At 48.7% G+C, this 21762-nt stretch carries 24 protein-coding genes; 8 read left to right on the top strand and 16 right to left on the bottom strand.

Annotation, left to right across the window (positions count from 1 at the left end):
* Positions 1–58: 58 nt before the first annotated feature.
* Together DXB83_RS00900 and DXB83_RS00895 are read right to left on the bottom strand one after the other, a co-directional pair.
* Positions 59–1003: a DUF3658 domain-containing protein gene (locus DXB83_RS00900; RefSeq protein ID WP_110442444.1), complete on the bottom strand. Its 945-nt coding sequence runs from the start codon at positions 1001–1003 to the stop codon at positions 59–61.
* Between the two features lie 25 nt (positions 1004–1028).
* Positions 1029–2132 (bottom strand): DUF6076 domain-containing protein, encoded by a 1104-nt coding sequence (locus tag DXB83_RS00895; protein ID WP_117760464.1) that lies wholly within the window; start codon positions 2130–2132, stop codon positions 1029–1031.
* 221 nt (positions 2133–2353) lie between these two features.
* On the opposite strand from DXB83_RS00895, the gene DXB83_RS00890 reads away from it, so the two are divergent.
* From DXB83_RS00890 to DXB83_RS00855, 7 genes are all read left to right on the top strand, one after another.
* Positions 2354–2974 carry a CHC2 zinc finger domain-containing protein gene (locus DXB83_RS00890; protein ID WP_118697185.1) on the top strand — a complete coding sequence of 207 codons (621 nt, stop codon included), beginning with the start codon at positions 2354–2356 and terminating at the stop codon, positions 2972–2974.
* Positions 2949–4322: a DNA primase family protein gene (locus DXB83_RS00885; protein ID WP_117804184.1), complete on the top strand. Its 1374-nt coding sequence runs from the start codon at positions 2949–2951 to the stop codon at positions 4320–4322. The genes DXB83_RS00890 and DXB83_RS00885 overlap by 26 nt, the downstream gene beginning before the upstream one ends.
* A 399-nt stretch (positions 4323–4721) precedes the next feature.
* Positions 4722–4937 (top strand): phosphoribosylglycinamide formyltransferase, encoded by a 216-nt coding sequence (locus DXB83_RS00875; protein WP_109258817.1) that lies wholly within the window; start codon positions 4722–4724, stop codon positions 4935–4937.
* A gap of 63 nt (positions 4938–5000) precedes the next feature.
* Entirely contained in the window at positions 5001–5186 is a 186-nt protein-coding gene (locus tag DXB83_RS00870) for a hypothetical protein (protein ID WP_109258816.1), read from the top strand.
* Positions 5187–5263: 77 nt separating this feature from the next.
* The gene (locus DXB83_RS00865) at positions 5264–6553 is read left to right on the top strand and encodes a plasmid recombination protein (protein WP_118697184.1); all 1290 of its coding nucleotides are present in this window, start codon (positions 5264–5266) and stop codon (positions 6551–6553) included.
* An 18-nt stretch (positions 6554–6571) separates the two neighbouring features.
* Entirely contained in the window at positions 6572–6874 is a 303-nt protein-coding gene (locus DXB83_RS00860; protein WP_117504225.1) for a hypothetical protein, read from the top strand.
* 80 nt (positions 6875–6954) lie between these two features.
* On the top strand, positions 6955–8601 hold the full coding sequence (locus DXB83_RS00855; protein ID WP_202976589.1) for a recombinase family protein: 1647 nt from the start codon (positions 6955–6957) through the stop codon (positions 8599–8601).
* A 103-nt stretch (positions 8602–8704) separates the two neighbouring features.
* Here DXB83_RS00855 and rpsI read toward each other — a convergent pair whose 3' ends face one another.
* The 12 genes from rpsI to DXB83_RS00795 all read right to left on the bottom strand — a co-directional run bounded on the left by rpsI (position 8705) and on the right by DXB83_RS00795 (position 20035).
* Positions 8705–9097 carry a 30S ribosomal protein S9 gene (gene rpsI, locus DXB83_RS00850; RefSeq protein ID WP_055219853.1) on the bottom strand — a complete coding sequence of 131 codons (393 nt, stop codon included), beginning with the start codon at positions 9095–9097 and terminating at the stop codon, positions 8705–8707.
* A 17-nt stretch (positions 9098–9114) separates the two neighbouring features.
* A complete protein-coding gene (gene rplM, locus DXB83_RS00845; protein WP_055219851.1) occupies positions 9115–9543 on the bottom strand; it encodes a 50S ribosomal protein L13 in 429 nt (142 codons plus the stop codon).
* A 214-nt stretch (positions 9544–9757) separates the two neighbouring features.
* The gene (truA, locus tag DXB83_RS00840) at positions 9758–10510 is read right to left on the bottom strand and encodes a tRNA pseudouridine(38-40) synthase TruA (RefSeq protein WP_118697183.1); all 753 of its coding nucleotides are present in this window, start codon (positions 10508–10510) and stop codon (positions 9758–9760) included.
* A 24-nt stretch (positions 10511–10534) separates the two neighbouring features.
* A complete protein-coding gene (locus DXB83_RS00835; RefSeq protein ID WP_055265741.1) occupies positions 10535–11335 on the bottom strand; it encodes an energy-coupling factor transporter transmembrane component T family protein in 801 nt (266 codons plus the stop codon).
* Entirely contained in the window at positions 11329–12213 is an 885-nt protein-coding gene (locus DXB83_RS00830; RefSeq protein WP_118660223.1) for an energy-coupling factor transporter ATPase, read from the bottom strand. The genes DXB83_RS00835 and DXB83_RS00830 overlap by 7 nt, the downstream gene beginning before the upstream one ends.
* On the bottom strand, positions 12204–13049 hold the full coding sequence (locus DXB83_RS00825) for an energy-coupling factor transporter ATPase (protein ID WP_055219895.1): 846 nt from the start codon (positions 13047–13049) through the stop codon (positions 12204–12206). The genes DXB83_RS00830 and DXB83_RS00825 overlap by 10 nt, the downstream gene beginning before the upstream one ends.
* A gap of 4 nt (positions 13050–13053) precedes the next feature.
* Positions 13054–13659: a ribosome biogenesis GTP-binding protein YihA/YsxC gene (gene yihA / locus DXB83_RS00820; protein ID WP_055219842.1), complete on the bottom strand. Its 606-nt coding sequence runs from the start codon at positions 13657–13659 to the stop codon at positions 13054–13056.
* Between the two features lie 34 nt (positions 13660–13693).
* Positions 13694–16021, bottom strand: a complete 2328-nt coding sequence (gene lon / locus DXB83_RS00815; protein WP_055265745.1) for an endopeptidase La — start codon at positions 16019–16021, stop codon at positions 13694–13696.
* A gap of 21 nt (positions 16022–16042) precedes the next feature.
* Positions 16043–17338, bottom strand: a complete 1296-nt coding sequence (gene clpX / locus DXB83_RS00810) for an ATP-dependent Clp protease ATP-binding subunit ClpX (protein WP_117509624.1) — start codon at positions 17336–17338, stop codon at positions 16043–16045.
* Positions 17339–17446: 108 nt separating this feature from the next.
* On the bottom strand, positions 17447–18028 hold the full coding sequence (gene clpP / locus DXB83_RS00805) for an ATP-dependent Clp endopeptidase proteolytic subunit ClpP (RefSeq protein WP_022461349.1): 582 nt from the start codon (positions 18026–18028) through the stop codon (positions 17447–17449).
* Positions 18029–18052: 24 nt separating this feature from the next.
* Positions 18053–19339, bottom strand: coding sequence for a trigger factor (gene tig / locus DXB83_RS00800; RefSeq protein ID WP_118697182.1), 1287 nt, complete (start codon positions 19337–19339; stop codon positions 18053–18055).
* 144 nt (positions 19340–19483) lie between these two features.
* Positions 19484–20035, bottom strand: a complete 552-nt coding sequence (locus DXB83_RS00795) for a DJ-1 family glyoxalase III (RefSeq protein ID WP_055219893.1) — start codon at positions 20033–20035, stop codon at positions 19484–19486.
* Positions 20036–20270: 235 nt separating this feature from the next.
* Between DXB83_RS00795 and DXB83_RS00790 the strand changes: the two genes are divergently transcribed.
* Complete coding sequence (locus DXB83_RS00790; RefSeq protein ID WP_022461346.1) at positions 20271–20726, top strand: CYTH domain-containing protein; 456 nt, start codon at positions 20271–20273, stop codon at positions 20724–20726.
* Here the strand turns inward: DXB83_RS00790 and DXB83_RS16370 are convergent.
* Positions 20721–20870 (bottom strand): hypothetical protein, encoded by a 150-nt coding sequence (locus DXB83_RS16370; protein WP_158579586.1) that lies wholly within the window; start codon positions 20868–20870, stop codon positions 20721–20723. The two genes, DXB83_RS00790 and DXB83_RS16370, sit on opposite strands and share 6 nt — an antisense overlap.
* Before the next feature lie 38 nt (positions 20871–20908).
* The gene (gene proC, locus DXB83_RS00785; RefSeq protein WP_022461345.1) at positions 20909–21706 is read right to left on the bottom strand and encodes a pyrroline-5-carboxylate reductase; all 798 of its coding nucleotides are present in this window, start codon (positions 21704–21706) and stop codon (positions 20909–20911) included.
* Between the last annotated feature and the right edge of the window lie 56 nt (positions 21707–21762).

The raw sequence follows: 21762 nt of genomic DNA, 5'->3' as shown, positions 1-21762 counted from the left end.
CCTCCTTCCAGTTTAGTAATACTCATAAATATCCCGTGATCAACTAATGGGTTATTTATTACTTTATTTTCTTTAACATACGGTGATAAATAGGTGCATTTGGTGCAGGAGTTGTGATTGGGAGCAGAAGTCCCTCTTTGATAAATTGTTCCACACGCAAAGCAATCCACCCATCACCGATCCCTAATTGATTCTTTCCAAGAACCTGTCCAACAAGCACGCTTTCCCTAAACTCGTCGTCCAGTGTATCCAATTCTCGAAGAATAAATGTATCATACAGAGTTTCTGATACGCTGACCAGTTTGCCGTTTATAACAGCACGAAGAGGAGAATTTTCCTGTTGGAGTTCTCTCCAGCGGTTAGCCAAACTACGAAGGTAATTTGTTGGCAACTTCTTCCCAAGAGATGCCATCCGTCCCAAGTGATAAGGTTCAACTTCTCCCCAACCGTTATACTGGACAATGCATCCATCTGGTCTTGTTTCCCACATTGGAAGCTCCACAATGGTAATATCCAATTTTTCAAAGCCGATTGGTCGTAGTTGTTCCAGAAGCCAATACAATCCGCACACATCATCTGGGTCTCGTCCGACCCAAACACGAATCGGCTCTCCGTTTTGTGCTTTTTCCAGTAGTGTAGCATAGTTCTTTCGGGATGTATTGAGAAGTTCAGTTACGATTTCAGATGCCATATCGGGCAGTATGCTTAGTAGCAAAGATAATGCCGACTCACGCTCCAAACAAATTCCTGCTTCGGAGATGTTGCCCACAGACAATGCCAGCGGAAGATTAACTATGTCCTTACGATTTCCTTCCAACGGTATAGCATTCTCCCAACCAGAACGCTCCCGTTCTTCTGCTTGATGCTGGAACTTTTCTATTTCTTCTTTTGAAACTGTCCCATCAGAGATAATTACACTGGTTGCTCCGCCTAAAAAACCCTTATGTCCAATCGCAACCGCCATAGTCCCTGCGGCACTGTCGCTAAATACTACTTCTAACATAACGTTGCTCACCTCTTAGCTAAATTCAAATTCTTTTTATTGCTTCTTTCTTCAACGCAGCCTGTCCCATTTCTTTTTCATAATCACCCTTGGCGTAAGCGACATTGCTCAGCGCCCGAAGCATCTTATCTTTCGCCAGTTTTTTCATAACCTCTGCAAGATCAGCGTCCAGAGCGCCACGCTTCACATAGCGGTTTATGGTATTCAGTCGCTTCTCATAAATCTGTTTCAGCGGATGATCGTCCGCAAGTTCCCGCTGTTCTCTGCCTTTCAGGTTACCGATCTGCCGGCAGGTGCGGTGCAGCTTGTCCCCCGGAGCGTAGCCGCCGCAGTATTTGGTGTGCCTTGCATTGGTGGTCAGAAACCATTTGCCGCAGATTTTGCATTTTTTCGGTGCATGGCCAACACACAGGCCCTCAAAGAGATCAGACCGGAACATCCCCACAAAGGATACATAGTGCATCCGCTTGACCAGCTTCGCAACTTTTTCGCCGGGACGGATGACGGATACATACTGAACGGAATTGTTCAGGGTAGACATCCAGGCATTGCCCTCCGTGATGGAAAACTCCGGCGGGAAATAATTGCCGAACATTCTGGCAAAGCCCTCTGCGGTACGGTCAGCTTCGTTGCCGTCTGATTTTTCTGCAAAATCAAGCATGGTCGTTTGGTATTCCCCAAGGGAGTATGCCAGATGCCCGAAAACTGCGGTATAGCGTTGGAGCATCATCGCATCGGCAAAGTTCTGGATTTCTTCAAATTGCAAAGAATTGGTTGCGGCTTTTATGGCAAACTCCACATATTTCAGCGCATTGTCCACAGTAAAGACTTTTTCAATCCGTTCTCTGTGCTTTGAGATATTCATATAGGAGAACGGCGGTGTTTGACTGAGAATATCAAGCATCGTCAGAGCAGCTTCCGTTGCAATAGGACAGAGTGCAGAAGCATCCTGTCCGGCGTTTAATATTCCAAGCAGCAGATTGATTTTCTCGCATTGCTCGTTCATCTTTGCGATGGTATCCGCAGGGACATTCAGCGCATCACAGGCAAGAGCGCCGACAGGAAGTGTTTTTCCCTCATATATGACCGTATCCTGCCAAAAATCCAATGTCATCAGTTCTTGGTTCATGCTTGCCCCTCCTGTCCTGTTTTTTCATTTTCTTAATTCTATCATGCTAATGTAAAGAAATCTACATCTATCCATAAGTTGTCCTGTTTTTTGAAACGGGGTTGTCCTCCGATTAGCCTGTTTTTTGAAAAATCCGGCATAACAATAGTAGACGGAGCGAAGCACCTGCCAATCACGGCGGGTGTTTCGTGCTTTCTGAATACTATGAACGGAGGTTTTCTATGACAATCTATGAAACCATCAAGGTGGCAATCAGCGTAAAGCAAGCCGCCGAACACTACGGGCTGAAAGTCAACCGAAACGGCATGGCTTGCTGCCCGTTCCACAATGACAGGCATCCGAGCATGAAGCTGAATGAGGATTATTTCTTCTGCTTTGGCTGCGGAGTCAAGGGGGATGTGATCGACTTCGTGGCAAGGTCGTTCGATCTGAGCAGCTATGAAGCAGCGCAAAAGCTGGCTTCGGACTTCGGACTTGACCCGAAACCGCCCACTGCCGCAGCTATGGCCAAGCTCAAACGTCCCTATATCCGTCAGTTCCGGGAGGATGAAATGCTGTGCTTCCGGGTGCTGACGGATTATCTGCATCTGCTGGAAGATTGGAAAGTACGATACGCACCCAAGACACCGGAAAATGCTCTGGATGATCGTTTTGTGGAAGCCTGCCAGATGCACTGCCATATCGAATATATGGCAGACGTGCTGACCGTGGGCGATCTGGAAGAACGGGTGGCATTGGTGGACAAGCTGATGAAGGAGGGCAAGATTGCTTTTCTGCAAGAGTACACCGCACGAAAGAAGAAGGAGGTGGCGTACCATGGCGAAGAACCGAAAAACGCCTGATATGAACTTGCCCATGTGGTTTGATGGGCAGAACATCAACGAAGCTCTGTTTTGTGAAGAATTTCTGCATGAGCGCAGAATCATCTTTGCAAACGGAGCTTTTTTCACGCCCGATGGTAGAGTGACGGACGATCTCCCATTGCGTGGGGAGATTTACGACAAGCTGAAATTCTGTGCTGCGAACAATATCCCACGGAAGATCACCAACATTCTGGAAGTGCTGAAACTGGAAGCACAAGTGCCGGACTTTCCGCCGGAGCAGGATCGCATTCATGTGTCCAACGGTACGCTGCTGCTGAACGGAACATTTACCGAGGGCAGACCGGCTATCGTGCGAAGTCGTCTGCCTGTTGCTTACAATCTCGATGCTACTGCGCCGGTGATCTGGCTGAACTTTCTGGATGGGCTGCTCCATGCGGAGGACATCCCCACTTTGCAGGAGTTCATTGGCTACTGTCTGATTCCCTCCAACAAAGGTCAGCGCATGATGGTGATTAAGGGCAACGGCGGTGAGGGCAAATCCCAAATCGGTGCGGTGCTGTCCACCATCTTCGGCACGAATATGAAAGACGGCAGCATCGGGAAGATTTCTGAAAACCGTTTTGCCCGTGCCGATCTGGAACACATCCTGCTGTGCGTGGATGATGATATGCGGATGGAAGCTCTGCGTCAGACCAACTATGTAAAATCCATCGTGACTGCACAGGGCAAAATGGACTTGGAACGCAAGGGCAAGCAGAGTTATCAGGGCTGGATGTTTGCCCGGTTGCTGGCATTCAGCAATGGTGATCTGCAAGCCCTGTATGACCGCAGCGACGGCTTTTACCGCAGACAGCTTGTACTGACTACCAAGGAAAAGCCCGTGGGCAGAGCCGACGATCCCGACCTTGCTGAGAAGATGAAAGCCGAAGCTGAGGGCATCTTCCTGTGGGTGTTCGAAGGATTGCAGCGGCTCGTTGCCAACAACTTTAAGTTTACGGAGAGTGACCGTATCCGGGAAAACCGGGAAGCGGTCAAGCGTGACAACAACAATATCTTTGATTTCATGGATTCCGAGGGATATATCCGGCGTAAAGCGGATGCGTCCATCAGCTCCAAGGATTTCTATGAAATCTATCGGATGTGGTGCGAAGAAAATTCCCTTGCACCGCTGAAAGCCCGCAGCTTCAGCGACGCCATGATTGCCAATGCCAAGAAATTCAATCTGGAACATTGCAACAACATCACCAACTCTGCCGGACGGCGGGTGTGGGGATTTATGGGTGTGGAAGCTGTGGCAAGGCCTCATATAAATGGGTTTTACGATGTTTCGTCATGTACGTACGTACCGGAGGAATGGCGGGATTGATTTTGCCAGTCATGCTCTGTACGTATGTACGCAGCATTTACCCCTGTTTTCTCCCATTATAGGAAACAACGGCTTTCAGAGACAACCTGTTTTCGGGTATTGAAAATCAATGGCAATGGAAACAGCAAAGTTTTTGACCGCAGGACGAAGCTATTTCACGAAATCGTGCTTCTCTGAACCGTGTACCCTGTTCACGGAACAATAGATGTTTTCATTTTTCCAGACCAAATCACACGAAACAGTAAAGCGGGATATGGTCATATATGGACAGGACATCACAAGCAAAATTCTGAACGGATTTCAGAGATTGCAGATTTTTCACTGTTCGGTGTATCTGCTCCGTTTTGGGGTGCAGAGATTGTACCGAACCACAAACAGAATTATGGAGGATTTTTCAATATGAATGTACGCAATGAAATCAAGGCACAGATCATCCGTGCTGGGATGACCATGCAGGAAGTTGTTGACCTGCTCTCGGACGAGTACGGATGGAGCGACAGCGTTTCCAACCTGTCCGCAAAATTACAGCGGGAAAGCATCCGATACAAGGAAGTATTGGAGCTTGCCGATGTGCTGGGATGCGACATTGTATGGCAGCAAAGACGGGAGAAGTGATGCCCCCGGCAACAGCCCCTCGCATCTCCCGTCCCCATAGGCACACCGCAGTGCTGCCTATGGATGGCAGTGAAAGACGCTGCCAACGTCTGCAAGAAACGTTCCGCAGAACAGCTTCATGCAGACGGGCTGACCATGGGAAAAGTTGCAGACATTTTGCCTTGGTCAGCAGAGGTCACCGCAGTGACCGCACACCCCCTCGGGAGAGCCCACGGCACTTTGCAGCCAGAATGGATGAAAGTGTTATAGTGGGTTATTACACTTCCGCAGAAGTGCATCCCCGCAGCCCCGCCCGTCTGCTACTCTCGAAAGAAAGGAAAAAACCTATGGCAAGAAACGATGGAATTGACCGTACCTTTGCCCGTAACCAGGACTTGCCCACCCTCGACGATGTGGCGAAAGTTCAGGAGCATAACGAGCGAGAAAAAGACAGCTACTCCAATCAAGATATTGATACCACCCAGACCCACCGCAATGTCCACTTCAAGAAACCTACCGACAGCTATGCCGCCATGTTCGATCAGATGATTGCAGATGGTGTTATCTCCACCCGTGGTCTGAAAGCCGATGCGGTGAAATATGGGGAGCTGCTGTTTGATGTAAACTCTGCCTACTTCCACAACCACGGCGGCTATGAATATGCCAAACAGTTCTATGCCTATGCCTACAAAGCCGCCGTGGAGATTGTGGGCGGTGAGCAGTATATCCTCTCCGCTGTAATGCATGCCGACGAGCGCAACCGGGCAATGTCGGAAGCTCTGGGTGAGGATGTGTACCACTATCACCTTCATGTGGTTTATATCCCGGTGGTGGAGAAACAAATCCTGTGGTCGAAGCGATGCAAGGATGAATCCCTCCGGGGAACGGTAAAGGAAACGATCACACAGGTCAGCCGCAGTAAGAAGTGGGAATCCAAACCCGTTCTTGATGAAAACGGAAATCCGATGTTGAACGCAAAAGGGAAAAAGATTTTGAAGTCGTCCTACAGTGTGCTGCAGGATGACTTTTTTAATTTCATGCGAGCCGCCGGATATACCGATGTGGAGCGTGGAGAGCGTGGCAGTACCGAGGAACATCTGACGGTGACACAGTTCAAGGTACAGGCCGAACAGCAGCGTTTGGAAGCTGTGACCGGACAGGTGACACAGGCCGAGCAGAGCTTAGCGGATGCCAAAGCTGCCACGGAGAAGCAGAAAAAGAAACTGGAAGCGCTGAAAAAGGAAACTCAAGCTGCTAAGTCTGTTGCTATGACTGCACATGAGATTGAGTCGATGGGCAAGAAAAATCCCATTACGGGAAATGTTACCATGACGGCGGATGAGTGCCGCACGCTAAAGGATTATGCGGTCAGCAGCTTTGCGGAAAAGTCTGAGAAGCTGAAATACAAGCAGAAATTCGAGCAGGCAGATAAAAACGCAAAGATATGGAAAGACCGTTTTGAAAAACTGAACAAAGACTATGAGGAGCTGAAACAGAAAGCCCAGCCTTTCCTGGATGCGATTGAGATTGCATCTGAAAAGGTCTGGGCTTTTATCAATGCCATCCTCGCCAGGGGAAAGGAACTGTATGAACACAAACACCCTGCCCGCAATCGTGGACAGGACATGGAAATTTAAGAAAGGAACTATTTGCCTATGAAGAAAACCGTAGAGGAAATTAACAAGATGATTATGGAAGATGCCCCGATGGAAGAAATCAACGATGCCATCGGCTATATTGATATTTGCTCCTGCTTCGATCCGATTTTTGAGCCGCCTATTGATTTTCTGGAAGAATGCCGCAAGCGTTGGGAAGCGGCACAGTCCTCTTTCTGCAAAACCATTGAGTGCAAGATCGGAAACACATGGTATGTGATTGAAACGGAGTGTGACGGAAATGAGCCACTTACCGACAAGGTAAAACGGCTCATTTTTTCTGACAAGGGGGTGATTTGTTAATGACTGCGACACAAAAGCATGATATAATTCCAATATGCACAACGGTACTGTCGGCTGACCAACCACCGAAGGAGGATATTATGTTGGATCAGCAGAAAATTACCATTCTCTATTGCCGTCTGAGCAACGAGGATGCCCAGGAAGGCGAGAGTAACAGTATCGCAAATCAGAGAGAGTATTTAACCCGATATGCCCGTGACCACGGATATACAAACCTGAAAATTCTGGTGGATGACGGTTATACGGGGACGAACTTCAATCGTCCCGGTGTGCAGGAAGGCTTTGAGCTTGTCAAGCAGGGGCTTGTGGGCTGCTGGCTGGTCAAAGACCTCAGCCGCTTTGGTCGTGACTATCTGACTGTTGGACAATATACGGATATTATCTTTCCGAGTTATGATGTCCGCTTTATCGCTATAAATGATGGCGTAGACAGCAACCGGGGAGACAGCGAGGGCTTCGCCGCAATCCGTAATCTGTTCAACGAGTGGTATCCCCGTGATACCAGCAAGAAAGTCCGTGTCAGTTTGCGGCAGAGAGGAACCAGTGGGAAGCACATGGGCAAACCGCCCTACGGATACCGCTGTGACCCGGAGGACAAGGATCACTGGATTCTGGATGAAGAAGCGGCTCCGGTAGTCAAGCTCATCTTCGACCTTTGCATTGACGGCAAAGGCCCGGAGCAGATTGCAAGGATTCTGGAAGAAAAGCAGATTCTGACTGCAAAGGCACTCTATGCCAAGCGAAAGAAAAAGCCGATGCCGGAAAGACCGTACCACTGGGGCAACCAGTCCATTGTAGGGATTTTGGAACGGCAGGAGTACACAGGCTGTACCTGCAACTTCAAGACTTATTCCAAGTCCTACAAGCTGAAAAAGCGGATTCCCAATGAGCCGGAGAATATGTTTTATCTGCCGGACACACAGGAAGCGATTGTATCTCAGGCACAGTTTGACAGGGTGCAGGAACTGAGGAAAAACAAACGCCGCCCTGCAAAAGCGGAACGGCAGGGATTGTTCTCCGGGCTTCTGTTTTGTGCCGATTGCGGCGGCAAGCTCCACTTTGCCACAAGCAAAAACTTTGAGGGCAAGCAGGATCACTACGTCTGCAACAACTACAAGAGCAACCGTGGTACTTGTACTGCCCACTATATCCGGGAAGATGTGCTTCGTGAAATCGTTCTGGAACGCATCCGGGCAGTCAATGAGTATATCCGAAGCGATGTGGACGGTTTTCAGGAGGAATGGCTGCAATGCCGCAGGACTGACCAGGAGCGCAGCATCCGGGATGACAAAAAGAAGCTGGAACAGGCAAAGAAACGCCTTGCCGATCTGGATGTCATCATCGCCCGGCTGTACGAGGACTATGTTCTTGGAAATCTCAATCAGGACAGATACAGAAAGATGTCTGCGGACTATGAAGCGGAGCAGGAACGGTTAAAGCTCGAAATTGAAGTTATCGAAGAATGGGTGGAACAGCGGGAAGAAATGAACGACGGTCTGGATGCCTTTATCGCCCTGACACAGAAATATGTGGATGTGGAGGAGCTGACACAGACCATCGTGAACGAGTATATCAAGAAAATCATCGTCTATGCCCCGGACAAATCCAGCGGCAAGCGCAAGCAGAAAGTGAAGATTTTCTTCAACTTCGTGGACGATGTAGATATTCCCGTTATTTCCGAGCCTATCATCACGCAAACAACCTATGAACACAGAAAAACGGCGTGACCTTCGGGTCACACCGTTCTCTGCGACAAAATAGTTACTTGTCACTATTAAGCCTTGATTTTCCGGGCTTTTTGAACCATTTTGATATAGTCTGAGCAGTCGATTATCGCTTGCTGAACTGCGGAGCGCGACGAGCTGCTTTGAGACCGTACTTCTTACGCTCTTTCATTCTAGGATCACGAGTCAGGAATCCTGCTTTTTTCAGAACTGGTCTGTAGTCGTTATCTACAGTCAGAAGGGCACGTGCAACACCGTGACGGATTGCTCCTGCCTGTCCTGTGTATCCGCCGCCGTGAACGTTTACGATCACGTCAAATTTATCAGCGGTCTCTGTAGCTGCCAGAGGCTGACGAACGATAACTTTCAGGGTCTCCAGACCAAAATACTCATCGATGTCTCTTTTATTGATGGTAACTTTACCAGTTCCCGGTACAAGATATACTCTTGCGATAGATTTTTTTCTTCTTCCGGTTCCGTAATATTTTGCGCTAGCCAATGTTCTTTACCTCCCTATTAAAATGTTAATACTTCTGGTTTCTGAGCTGCATGAGCGTGCTCTGCACCAGCGTATACGTGAAGTTTTGTGAACATCTGTCTTCCAAGAGGTCCTTTTGGAAGCATGCCTTTCACTGCAAGTTCAACAACCTTCTCCGGTTTCTTAGCCATCATCTCACGAAGAGTAGCTTCTTTCATTCCGCCTACATAATCGGAGTGGCTGTAATAGATCTTCTGATCCAGTTTTTTACCGGTTACTGCTACTTTATCAGCGTTGATTACGATTACGTAATCACCAGTATCTACGTGCGGAGTGTACTCCGGTTTGTTTTTTCCACGTAATACTTTTGCTACTTCAGATGCCAGACGTCCTAATGTACATCCTTCTGCATCAACAACATACCATTTTCTTTCAATCTTATCTGGATTTGCCATAAAGGTGTTCATGGATATAACCTCCTGTGAAAAATTCAATTTACTGTTTCATGTATATAGGAAACCGCCTTACCGGGGCTTATGGCATCGGCGTTTTCAAACTACGTCACACATTTAGTAATTATATTATACGGATTTTGGAATGTCAACTGTTTTTTACCCATATTTTGCATTTTTTCGCAAACTGCGAGTCCCGTTTTGCGGGAAATACAGACCACTTATGTCTTTACTCGAAATCCCATTCGGGATACCGGATCTGCACCAGGGTCAGCCCCTCCGGCCTTGCCGTTGCTCCCGCCATTTTTCGATCCTTCGCCGCAAGGATTTCTTTTACTTTCTCCGGCGGATAATCACCCTTTCCAACCTCAAGCAGTGTTCCGGTGATAATCCGCACCATATTGTAGAGAAAACCGTTTCCGGTGATCCGGAAGCGGATCAGATCGTCTTCTTTTTCCAAACTCGTTTCATAGATCGTACGGACCGTGTCGGTCACCTCCGGTTTGGCTGTTGCAAAGCTTTTAAAATCATGCATGCCAACCAGATACGATGCTGCCTGCCGCATCGCATCCACATCCAGCGGGCCGTACCAGAAATAGGAATTCAGTCTCCGCGTCGGATCTGCAAAGGTGCGGTTCAAAATCCTGTACTCATATGTTTTGACTGTTGCGGTAAAACGCGGATGAAAGTCTGGCGGCACTTCGGATGATCCCTGAATACGGATATCTGCCGGAAGCCGTGTGTTCAGCGCAAAAGCGATACGGTCCGCCGGCATTCTCGCATCCGTATCAAATACCGCAACATTGCCGAGAGCATGTACCCCGGCGTCGGTCCGGCTTGCGCCGATGCAGGCAATTTTTTTTGCAAAGAGATCGGAAAGAGCCTGATTTAATACTTTCTGTACTGTAATGCCGTTTGGCTGCACCTGCCATCCACAGTAATTTGTGCCGTCATACGCTACAATCAGCTTAATTCTGCGCATTCTTCTCCTCCGTTTTCGTCAAAGTCAGAGTCCGCACACGCGAAGGCCGATACTGCACACAAGGTATGCCATAAGAACGCCATACGCTGCATAATCGCGCGTCTGATACCGAAGCGGTTTCATCTGTGTTCTTCCCTCTCCTCCATGGTAGCAGCGTGCTTCCATCGCCAGCGCCAGATCATTTGCACGGCGGAAGGCTGAAATAAACAGCGGCACCAGAAGCGGCACCATGTTCTTTACTCTCTGGATAATATTTCCACTCTCAAAATCCGCGCCGCGCGCCATCTGCGCTTTCATAATCTTGTCTGTCTCTTCCAGAAGAATCGGGATAAAACGGAGCGCGATTGACATCATCATGGAAATCTCATGCACCGGCACATGGATTTTTTTCAATGGTCCGAGCAGGCTTTCGAGTGCATCCGTCAGCTGGTTCGGTGTTGTCGTCAGCGTCATCAGCGAAGAGCCGATCATCAGGAAAATCAGACGCACCGACATACGGCATGCCATAGCCACACCCTCACGGGTGATCGTAATTTTCCAGATACGGACGAGCACCTCACCCGGCGTAAATAAGATGTTAAACACCATCGTAATCGCAAGCAGCACAAAAATTGATTTCAGACCCTTCGTGATAAATTTGAACGGTACCTTCGACAGTTTAATCATCACCGCAAGGAATACGGTTCCAAGCAGATAGCCCCAATTGTGGAACAAAAAGAGGGAAACGACATAAACGATCGTTCCTACAAATTTCACACGCGGGTCAAGCCGGTGCAGAATAGAATCTGCCGGGTAATACTGTCCCAGAGTAATATCTCTTAACATACTTCTGCTCCTTTTTTCCCGTTTTTCTTCTGACTTTCCAGTGCCGCAAGAATCGTATCGCGTGCCTCCTCAACCGTCGTCGCCGTTACGTCCACGTCCATGCCGTGTTCCTTTAGCGCATGCATAATATACGTCATCTGCGGCGCCGCAAGACCGATTTTCTCGAGCTCTTTATAGTGAGCGAAGACTTTCTTCGGTGTATCGTCAAACGCCACATGACCGTGGTTCATGACAATAATCCGCTCTACATATTTTGCAATATCCTCCATGCTGTGCGATACGAGCACGACCGAAATGCCGCGCGTCTTATGCAGCAATGCAAGCTGATCGAGGATTTCATCGCGTCCCTTCGGATCAAGGCCTGCAGTCGGCTCGTCAAGCACCAGAAAATCCGGGTTCATGGCAAGCACACCGGCAATCGCAACACGACGTTTCTGACCTCCGGAGAGTTCAAACGGCGATTTTTCATACATTTCCTTTGGAAATCCGACATGATCCAGCGCCTCTTCCGCCCGTTTTCTGCATTCCTCCGGTGAAAGTCCCTGATTTTTCGGTCCGAAGCAGACATCTGTGATCACATCCGTCTCAAAAAGCTGATGCTCCGGGTACTGAAAAACCAGTCCCACATGGCTTCGAAGCTCTCTTAGCGAATATCCTTCTTTCCAGATATCCTCTCCGTTATACAGCACCCGTCCCAATGTCGGGCGGATCAGACCGTTCAAATGCTGCACAAGCGTCGATTTTCCGCTTCCCGTATGGCCGATAATCCCAACAAACTGGCCATTCGGAATTTCAAGATTGATATGCTCCAGGGCGTGCATTTCATATGCCGTTCCCGGGCTGTATGTGTACGTTACATCTTCAAGTTTCAATGACATAATGCATTCACCAGTTCTTCAATGGTCAAAATTCCCTCCGGGAGATCTACACCATTTTTTCTCAATTCATAAGCCAACAGTGTCACTTGGGGTACATCAAGACGGAGTTCTTTTAATTTCTCCACTTCGGAAAAAATCTCCCTTGGCGTCCCCTGCATTACCAGCTTACCGTTGTCCATAACGAACACACGGTCCGCAAAAACAACCTCTTCCATGTAATGCGTAATCAGAATAACCGTAACGCCCTTTTCTTCATTCAGCTTACGCACAGCGCGAAGAACCTCTTTTCGTCCGTTCGGATCCAGCATCGCGGTTGGTTCATCAAGAACAATACATTCCGGCTGCATAGCCATCACTCCTGCAATTGCAACCCTCTGTTTCTGACCTCCCGAGAGCTTATTCGGAGAGTGGGCCCGGTATGAAATCATCCCGGTCGCCGTAAGGCTCTCCTCCACCCGTTTCCAGATTTCATCGGTCGGGACACCCAGATTTTCCGGTCCAAAGCCGACATCCTCTTCCACCACATTTCCGATGATCTGGTTATCCGGGTTCTGGAATACCATACCGGCTTTCTGGCGGATCTTCCAGACATCCTCCTCATCTGTCGTCTTCATATCGTCCACCCACATGGTGCCTTCTGTAGGCACCAGCAGAGCGTTGATATGTTTCGCAAGCGTTGATTTTCCGCTTCCGTTATGCCCGAGCACCGCGATAAACTGTCCCTTCTGGATTTCCAGACTGACGTCCTCGATCGCTTTTGTTACTTCCGGCTCCTGTCCTTCCTCCTCATAACGGAGGTATTCATACCCAAGGCCTGCCGCACGTATCATACCCATGACATTATTCCCCGCTTTCTTCTGCATCCGAGCGGATTTCATCAATCAGATTCCAGATCTCCTCGCGTCCCTGTTTTGTCTCTGCAGAAAACGGAATCACAATCGTATCTTTCTCAACCTCCAGCGTCTCGCGGATCAGCTTGATCTGCTTCTGAAGCTGGCTGCGCTTGATCTTGTCCAGCTTCGTCGCAATGATGATCGGCTGATAGCCGTTTCGAAGAATCCAGTTGTACATGATGCGATCGTTGTTGGACGGTGCATGACGGATATCAATCAGAAGAAATACTGCGTGCAGCATTTTTGACTGATGCAGATAATCCTCGATCAGCTTGCCCCATTTTGCTTTAACCTCCTCGGAGGCTCTCGCAAAACCGTATCCCGGCAAATCCACCAGATACATTTCCTCATTGATGTGGTAGTAGTTGATCGTCTGTGTTTTTCCCGGCTGCGCACTGGTACGCGCCAGTGATTTCCGATTCATCAGGGCATTGATGAGAGAAGATTTTCCAACATTGGATTTTCCCGCAAATGCCACTTCCACCTGACCGGTATCCGGCAGTTTACTGGTGATTCCGCAGACATGCTGCAGCTCTACCTGTTTAATTACCATACTTTTCTTCTCCTGTTTTTTGCATCTTCTGGCCTTACTTCTTTTCCACAAGTGCCAGTTTTAATACCTGTTCCATGCTGCCGACAAATTCGATCTGCAGTCCGTCTGTGATCTCCGCATCCAGTTCTCTTACATCCGGCTCATTTTTCTCCGGAACGAGAACCATATGGATACCGGCTTTCTTTGCCGCCAGCAGCTTCTCTTTTAAGCCGCCGATCGGAAGCACACGGCCGCGGAGCGTAATCTCTCCGGTCATCGCAACGTCTGCTTTTACCGGAACCTTTGTGATCGCGGAAACCATCGCCGTCGCCATCGTAATACCGGCAGACGGGCCATCTTTTGGAACGGCTCCCTCCGGAATATGAATGTGGATGTCGTGTTTCTCGAAAAATTCTTTCGGAATCTTATACTGCTCTGCCACGGAACGAATAAAGCTGATGCCCGCCTGCGCAGACTCCTTCATCACATCGCCGAGCTGGCCGGTCAGCAGAAACTCTCCTTTTCCCGGCATCACATTGACCTCGATCTGCAGCGTATCGCCGCCGACTGCCGTCCAGGCAAGACCGCGCACAATACCAATCTCCGGTTTTTCGTTGGCCGGCTGGAACTCATACCTCTCTTTTCCGAGGAACTCTTCCAGGTTTTCTTTCGTCACAACAACCTCTTTTACCTGTTCCTCGAGAATCTTTCTCGCACTCTTTCTGCAGATTCTGCCGATCTGGCGCTCCAGGGAGCGGACACCGGCCTCTCTGGTGTAGCCGCTGATCACTTCCATCAGCGCCTCATCCTCGATCACAAGCTGTGCTTCTTTCAGACCGTTCGCCTTCTTCTGCTTCGGAACGAGATGTTCTTTTGCGATATGGAACTTCTCGTTTTCCGTATAGCTTGAAATTTCAATCACTTCCATACGGTCCAGCAACGGACGCGGAATGTTCTGAATATCATTTGCGGTTGCAATAAAGAGCACCTCCGAAAGGTCGATCGGAAGCTCTACGTAATGATCGGCAAATTTATTATTCTGCTCGGAATCGAGGACCTCAAGAAGTGCGGAAGAGGTATCTCCCTTGTAATCTGCACTTACTTTGTCGATCTCGTCGAGCAGCATCAACGGATTTTTCACCTTCGCCTGATGGAGTCCCGCCGCAATGCGTCCCGGCATCGCGCCGATGTAGGTTCTTCTGTGGCCGCGGATCTCCGCCTCATCCCGCACACCGCCGAGACAGATGCGGACGTATTTTTTATTCAGGGCTCGCGCCACGCTTCTCGCAATCGAGGTCTTACCGGTTCCCGGAGGGCCTGCCAGGCAGAGAATCGGGCTCTCGCCTTTCTTCGTCAGGGTGCGTACGGCCAGGAATTCGAGGATTCTCTCTTTTACTTTCGAAAGACCGTAGTGATCTTCCTCCAGAATCTCGCGTGCTCTTGCCAGATCTTGATTGTCACGGGATGCCTTATCCCACGGAAGCCCCAGCAGTGTCTCGATATAGCCGCGAATCACGCCTGCCTCGGACGGATTGTTGGCCGAATTTTCCAGACGGTGAATCTCCTCGGAAATCCGCTCTTTTACCTCTTTGGAGGCTTTGAGCTTCTCAAGCTGCTTCTTATAATTTTCAATCTCGGTCCGGGAATTGTCCTCGCCGAGTTCCTCGCGGATGACTTTAAGCTGCTCGCGCAGAATATAATCACGCTGGTTCTTATCGATCCGCTCTTTGATTTTTCCCTGAATCTCCGAACGGATCTCCTGAATCTGAATCTCGTTGGCGATCATGACGCAGAGCGTATCATACCGCTCGGAAAGCTCCACAGCCTCCAGCAGTTTCTGGCGGTTTACGTAGTCGAGGGGCAGATTCATGCAGATCTGGTCCACCAGCTTTCCGACTTCTTCGGTTCCGAGGATCTGGCCTGCCAGTTCCTTGCTGACTTTCTGCGTCTGCTCGCAGTAGACGGCAAACAGCTCTTTTAAGTTGCGCAGCATTGCCTCCTGCTCGATATCGGAAAACTGCATTTCGTCCGAGCCGGTAAACAGCGCCACCTCGGCGCGGAGATACTCGCTCTCCTCTTCCTCGAAGTTCAGCAGTTCTGCGCGTCTTTCTGCTTCTACGAGAATCCGAAGAACATCCTTTGGCATTCTCACAACCTGTTTGATGACCGCAATTGTTCCAATTTTATACACATCAAGCAGACCCGGTACTTCCGTATCCGGGTCTTTCTGTGTAATCAGGAAAATTTTCTGGTCTCCCAGCATCGCCTCCTCGACCGCACGGACCGATTTAGGTCTGCTGATATCAAAATGTACAATCATATCCGGCAAAATCGTTGTTCCACGCAGCGCAATCGCCGGTAATACTTTTGTCACTTCTTCCATTTAAGTTTCCTCCTGCGTTTTTCAGGCGGTTTCCGGTCTTCCGGATCTTCTTCCCATATTCCGCCGTGGAACAGGGGCCGGTTCGCCGTGAATAATCTCCGGCTCCGCCTTCTTTTCTACAGCGTCCTTGGTGATGACGCATTCTTTTGTCGTATTGTCCGACGGGATCTCATACATCAGATCCATCATCGTATCTTCCATGATTGCGCGGAGACCTCTGGCGCCTGTTTTCCGCTCCAGGGATTTCTTTGCAATCGCTTCGAGTGCATCTTCTTTGAAATCAAGCTGTACGCCGTCCAGCTCAAACAGCTTCTTGTACTGTTTGACCAGAGAATTCTTCGGCTCAACCAGAATCTTCATCAGGGCCGTCTCATCCAGAGAATTTAACGTAACGACAATCGGCACACGTCCGACAAACTCCGGAATCAGGCCGAACTTGGTCAGATCCTGCGGCATGACCTGACGGAGCAGATCTCCGACATTCTCATCTTTTGCATGGCCGATCGGATTGTTGAATCCGATGGATTTCGTATCCTGTCTCGTCTCGATGATCTTCTCGAGTCCTTCGAATGCACCGCCGCAGATAAAGAGGATATTCGTCGTATCAATCTGAATAAACTCCTGATGCGGATGCTTTCTTCCGCCCTGCGGCGGAACGGAAGCTACAGTTCCCTCCAGGATTTTCAGCAGTGCCTGCTGTACACCCTCGCCGGAAACATCTCGTGTGATCGAAGCGTTTTCGGATTTTCTTGTGATTTTATCGATCTCATCGATGTAGATGATGCCGTGCTCAGCGCGCTCGATATCATAGTCTGCTGCCTGAATGAGGCGGAGCAGAATGTTTTCTACGTCCTCGCCGACATAACCTGCCTCGGTGAGCGCCGTTGCGTCTGCAATTGCAAACGGAACGTTGATCAGTTTGGCCAGTGTCTGTGCCAGATACGTTTTTCCGGAACCGGTCGGTCCGAGCATCAGAATGTTGCTCTTCTGCAGTTCGATGTCGGAGGATGCACCGGAAAGCACTCGTTTGTAATGGTTGTAAACAGCAACGGAGAGCACTTTTTTCGCCTCATCCTGTCCGATTACGTAGTCATCCAGAAATGCTTTGATTTCCTTTGGTTTGATCAGGTTGATCTCGTCGGTATCCTGCTCGCCGTACAGATCCTCAAATTCTTCCTGAATGATCTCCGAGCAGATTGCCACGCAGTCATCACAGATGTATGCCCCGTCCGGGCCTGCGATCAGCTTGCGTACCTGGTCTTCTGTCTTTCCGCAGAAAGAGCAGCGGATCTTGGTATCATTCCCTTTTATAGCCATCGTTTTCTTCCTTTCAACATATTACAACTAAACCTTATCGCCGGATAAGGCAAAAGGTGCCACAAAAGCCTCATTGCCGGAACTACGCTTTTGGACACCTTTCCTCTCTTATCGGTTCGTAATTACATTATCAATCAGACCGTATGCTTTTGCTTCCTCTGCGGACATATAGTTGTCACGCTCGGTATCGATCTCAATCTGTTCCAGCGGTTTTCCTGTATTTGCCGCCAGAATTTCATTTAATTTCCGTTTGGTTTTCAGAATCTGTTCTGCAACGATTTTGATCTCGGTTGCCTGACCCTGTGCACCGCCGGATGGCTGATGAATCATGATTTCAGAGTTTGGCAGAGCCATTCTCTTTCCTTTGGTACCGCCGGCAAGAAGGAATGCTCCCATGCTGGCAGCCATACCGATACAGATCGTGGATACATCACATTTGATGTACTGCATCGTATCATAGATAGCAAGTCCTGCGCTTACAGAACCTCCCGGACTGTTGATATACATGTGGATATCTTTTCCCGGATCTTCAGACTCTAGGAACAGAAGCTGTGCAACGATCAGGTTTGCCGATACGTCAGTGACTTCCTCTCCCAGAAAAATAATACGGTCGTTCAGCAGTCTTGAATAAATATCGTAACTTCTCTCTCCCCTGCTTGTCTGCTCGATGACATAAGGTACAAAACTCATTCAATTGCCTCTCTTTCCGAGGTCTTACGCCTCTTTTGCGCTGTCGGCCATGAGAGTTACTGCTTCCTGAACAGCGAGATCTTTCTTCATCTGCTCTTTCTCATATTCGCCAACGAGCTCTTTGAATTTATCCAGCTCCATTTTGTACATTTCAGCCATTTTAGCCAGCTCTTCGTCCAGCTTCTCATCGCTGATCTGGATGTTCTCTGCTTCTGCAACTTTCTCAAGTACCAGTCTGCTCTCGATTTTCTTAACAGTCTGCGGTTTCATCTGCTCTTTTAAGGAATCAACGGTAGCGCCTGTAAACTGCATGTACTGCTCCATGGACAGACCCTGGGACTGGATTCTTCTTGCGAAATCGTCAACCATGTTCTCTACCTGCGTATCGATCATAGCTTCCGGAATCTCCATTGTTGCGTTCTCTACTGCTTTATCTACGACAGCGTTCTCTTTTTCTGTCTTAGCCTGCTCTTCTTTTTTCTTGGTCAGGTTGTCTTTGATTTCTTTTTTGTACTCATCCAGAGTATCGAACTCGGAAACGTCTTTTGCGAAGTCGTCATCAAGTGCCGGAAGCTCTTTTGCTTCGATTTTGTGGATGGTGCATTTGAATACTGCTGCTTTTCCAGCAAGCTCTTCTGCCTGATAATCCTCTGGGAAAGTAACGTTTACTTCCTTCTCCTCTTCCAGAGCTGCGCCAACGAGCTGCTCTTCGAATCCCGGAATGAAGGAATGGGAGCCAAGGGTCAGCGGATAATCTTTTCCAGCGCCGCCGTCGAACGGAACGCCGTCTACAGAACCTTCGAAGTCAAGTGTAACGGTATCTCCGTCTGCTGCCGGACGATCCTCTACATTGATGGTTCTTGCATTTTTCTCCTGCTCTTTTTTCAGCTCAGCTTCTACTTCTTCATCTGTAACGGTTGTGTCAGCTTTTGCTACTTCCAGACCTTTGTACTCGCCAAGGGTAACTTCCGGTTTTACTGCTACAGTTGCGGTAAAGATGAAAGCTTTGCCTTTTTCGATCTGCTCTACGTTGATCTCCGGACGGGATACGATGTCCAGTTTGCTCTCTTCTGCTGCTTTGGAATACTCTTCCGGAACAAGGCTGTTTACAGCATCCTCATAGAATACTGCCGGGCCATACATTTTTTCTACCATAGCTCTCGGAACTTTTCCTTTACGGAAGCCCGGAACGCTGATGTTCTTTTTCTGTTTCTGGTAAGCTTTCTCCAGTGCTTTCTCTAATTCTTCAGCCGGAACCTCAATGGTAAGTTTGGCCATATTCTTTTCTAAATTTTCGACCTGTACACTCATTTTATCAATTTCCTCCTTGATTTATCTGAAAAGCGGCAGAAAACCTGCACACCTCTCCATTCTACAGTCATTTATCGAGTATAGCATACTCTTTTCAAAAACGCCAGTGATTTTTTTATATTTCTGTGGTTTTTAGGCTTTTTTTTAGCAATGAAATACGATTTTTTCCGCCATTTCTTTTGCTTTGTCCTCTCCCTGCAGAACACGGATCAGCTCCAGTGCGAAGTCAGTGGCTGCTCCCATGCCGCGGCCGGTGGTCACATTTTTGTCGGTGACTGCCGGTACATCGAGTACGTTTGCGCCTGCCAGCTTTTCTTCAAATCCCGGGAAGCAGACGGCGTTTTTATCTTTTAAGATGCCCATCACACCAAGGATGCTCGGCGCTGCGCAGATGGCTGCCAGTTTCTTTCCCTGATCGTCATAGGAACGGATCAGCGCTGCGAGCGTCTCGTTTCCGGCCAGATTTAATGTACCCGGCATTCCGCCCGGAAGTACCAGCATGTCTCCGTCATCAAACTCTCCCTCTTCGATGGTTTCATCTGCAAGAATGGTGATTTTGTGGGATCCTGTTACTTCTTTTCTTCCCATAATAGAAACGGTGCATACGTCTTCTCCGGCTCTGCGCAGCAGATCCACCGGGGTCAGTGCCTCAATCTCTTCACATCCGTCTGCCAGAAATACATAAATCTTTGCCATGGTTTTGTCCTCCTGTGTTGTATGATCAGTCTCGTGTGTTTTGTCACGTGATATTCTCTGCTTTTCTTTGTAACAAACCGCCGCTATTATACCACATTTTTCCGCAGAATGCTTGCATTTCATAAAAATTTCAGGACTTTTTTCGCAAAAAGCCGGATTTCGCTTAACATCACGGGAAAAGCATGGTAAACTCTTGAAAAAAGCAGTGATGCAATCACGAGAAGGAGTCTCTTTTATGGAAATCGAACGCAAATACCTTCTGGATCAGCTTCCGGAAAATCTTACAAGCTATCCATGTAAAAAAATCGAGCAGGGCTATCTTTCCACCGAACCGGTTGTCCGCATCCGCCGCTCTGACGACGAATATTATCTGACCTACAAGTCAAAAGGGCTGATGGTGCGTGAAGAGTATAATCTTCCGCTCACAAAGGAATCCTACCTGCATCTGCGGGAAAAGGCAGACGGCGTTCTCATCTCAAAAACACGCTATCTGCTGCCGCTTACCGGAACGGATCTGACGATCGAGCTCGATGTCTTTGATGCGCCGTATGAAGGCCTTTACCTCGCAGAGGTGGAGTTTCCGGACGAAGCATCCGCAAACGCCTTTGTTCCTCCGGTATGGTTTGGAAAGGATGTAACCTATTCTTCCGATTATCACAACAGTACGCTCAGTAAAGGAAAAAAACTATAAATTACCAGAAAAAAATCCCGGTGCCTTTTCCACGGCTGCCGGGATTTTTCCGCTCGTTTGTTTTTTTACTCTTTTTTGTGCTTGCTTTTTGCTTGTTTTGGTTTGTTTTTTTGTGCATACATTCTTTATTTTTGCTGCTTTCACATTAGCGTCATTCTGTCAAAGCGGCGGTGCTGCTCCTTCTAATCCACTCCCTTTGATTTCCGGATGCAGGCTCGTGTTGCATCAATAACAGCACTTCTCAGGTTCTCCCGCTCCAGTACGGCAACCGCTTCGATGGTGGTTCCGCCTGGCGAGCAGACCATGTCTTTTAATTCTCCCGGGTGCATTCCTGTCTCGAGAAGCATTTTGGCGCTTCCAAGGACAGACTGTGCAGCAAATTCATATGCCTGTTTTCTCGGCATTCCTTCGGCTACGGCCGCATCTGCAAGAGCCTCCAGGAAAAGAAATACGTACGCCGGCGAGCTTCCGCTGACACCTGTGACGGTATCCATCAGATACTCCGGAACAACTTCTGCGCGGCCAAAGCTTTTCAGGAGGGTTAAAACGAGCTGCAGCTCTTCCTCCGTCACGAGATCATTGGCACAGACGCCGGTCATTCCTTCTCCGACGAGTGCTGGTGTGTTTGGCATGGTGCGAATTAACTTTGTTGGTTTTCCGATTTCTGTACCCAGCCATTGTAAAGACTTACCGGGAAGAATCGATACGATAATCTTCTCGGGTGAGATGAAGTTTTTGACGAGGTTTATTATATTTTTTATTTGGTTTGGCTTTACTGCCAGGAATACAAGATCGGATCCGGCTACGACCGCTTCGTTCTCCATAGTCGCCTGGACTCCAAACTGGTTGGTCAAGCGTTCCACACTTTTCTCCGTGCGGACCGATACCAGAATGTCATCTGCAGATACAACTCCTTTTTGGATCATTCCGCCAATCATGGCACTCGCCATGTTGCCGCCGCCGATAAAACCTACTTTCATGTCTGTTCGCCTCCGTATGCCTGTGTTGTAAAAAATATATGCGACACCCATAGTAT

The sequence above is a fragment of the Blautia sp. OM06-15AC genome, assembly GCF_003481425.1.
In the GTDB taxonomy this organism is placed as follows: Bacteria; Bacillota; Clostridia; order Lachnospirales; family Lachnospiraceae; genus Fusicatenibacter; species Fusicatenibacter saccharivorans.
Note: the sequence above shows the minus strand (reverse complement) of the source record. Positions and strands in the feature narration are given on the sequence as shown.

What these genes read in the sequence shown, in the direction of transcription:
- lon (WP_055265745.1), bottom strand. Translation starts at nt 16,021, where the DNA reads ATGGAAGAAGTGACAAAAGTATTACCGGCGATTGCGCTGCGTGGAACA.
- DXB83_RS00860 (WP_117504225.1), top strand. Translation starts at nt 6,572, where the DNA reads ATGAAGAAAACCGTAGAGGAAATTAACAAGATGATTATGGAAGATGCC.
- truA (WP_118697183.1), bottom strand. Translation starts at nt 10,510, where the DNA reads ATGCGCAGAATTAAGCTGATTGTAGCGTATGACGGCACAAATTACTGT.
- rplM (WP_055219851.1), bottom strand. Translation starts at nt 9,543, where the DNA reads ATGAACACCTTTATGGCAAATCCAGATAAGATTGAAAGAAAATGGTAT.
- DXB83_RS00835 (WP_055265741.1), bottom strand. Translation starts at nt 11,335, where the DNA reads ATGTTAAGAGATATTACTCTGGGACAGTATTACCCGGCAGATTCTATT.
- DXB83_RS00790 (WP_022461346.1), top strand. Translation starts at nt 20,271, where the DNA reads ATGGAAATCGAACGCAAATACCTTCTGGATCAGCTTCCGGAAAATCTT.
- yihA (WP_055219842.1), bottom strand. Translation starts at nt 13,659, where the DNA reads ATGGTAATTAAACAGGTAGAGCTGCAGCATGTCTGCGGAATCACCAGT.
- DXB83_RS00900 (WP_110442444.1), bottom strand. Translation starts at nt 1,003, where the DNA reads ATGTTAGAAGTAGTATTTAGCGACAGTGCCGCAGGGACTATGGCGGTT.
- clpP (WP_022461349.1), bottom strand. Translation starts at nt 18,028, where the DNA reads ATGAGTTTTGTACCTTATGTCATCGAGCAGACAAGCAGGGGAGAGAGA.
- DXB83_RS00875 (WP_109258817.1), top strand. Translation starts at nt 4,722, where the DNA reads ATGAATGTACGCAATGAAATCAAGGCACAGATCATCCGTGCTGGGATG.
- DXB83_RS00830 (WP_118660223.1), bottom strand. Translation starts at nt 12,213, where the DNA reads ATGTCATTGAAACTTGAAGATGTAACGTACACATACAGCCCGGGAACG.
- DXB83_RS00865 (WP_118697184.1), top strand. Translation starts at nt 5,264, where the DNA reads ATGGCAAGAAACGATGGAATTGACCGTACCTTTGCCCGTAACCAGGAC.
- DXB83_RS00855 (WP_202976589.1), top strand. Translation starts at nt 6,955, where the DNA reads ATGTTGGATCAGCAGAAAATTACCATTCTCTATTGCCGTCTGAGCAAC.
- DXB83_RS00795 (WP_055219893.1), bottom strand. Translation starts at nt 20,035, where the DNA reads ATGGCAAAGATTTATGTATTTCTGGCAGACGGATGTGAAGAGATTGAG.
- DXB83_RS00825 (WP_055219895.1), bottom strand. Translation starts at nt 13,049, where the DNA reads ATGGGTATGATACGTGCGGCAGGCCTTGGGTATGAATACCTCCGTTAT.
- tig (WP_118697182.1), bottom strand. Translation starts at nt 19,339, where the DNA reads ATGAGTGTACAGGTCGAAAATTTAGAAAAGAATATGGCCAAACTTACC.
- proC (WP_022461345.1), bottom strand. Translation starts at nt 21,706, where the DNA reads ATGAAAGTAGGTTTTATCGGCGGCGGCAACATGGCGAGTGCCATGATT.
- clpX (WP_117509624.1), bottom strand. Translation starts at nt 17,338, where the DNA reads ATGGCTATAAAAGGGAATGATACCAAGATCCGCTGCTCTTTCTGCGGA.
- DXB83_RS00885 (WP_117804184.1), top strand. Translation starts at nt 2,949, where the DNA reads ATGGCGAAGAACCGAAAAACGCCTGATATGAACTTGCCCATGTGGTTT.
- DXB83_RS00890 (WP_118697185.1), top strand. Translation starts at nt 2,354, where the DNA reads ATGACAATCTATGAAACCATCAAGGTGGCAATCAGCGTAAAGCAAGCC.
- DXB83_RS00870 (WP_109258816.1), top strand. Translation starts at nt 5,001, where the DNA reads ATGGCAGTGAAAGACGCTGCCAACGTCTGCAAGAAACGTTCCGCAGAA.
- DXB83_RS00895 (WP_117760464.1), bottom strand. Translation starts at nt 2,132, where the DNA reads ATGAACCAAGAACTGATGACATTGGATTTTTGGCAGGATACGGTCATA.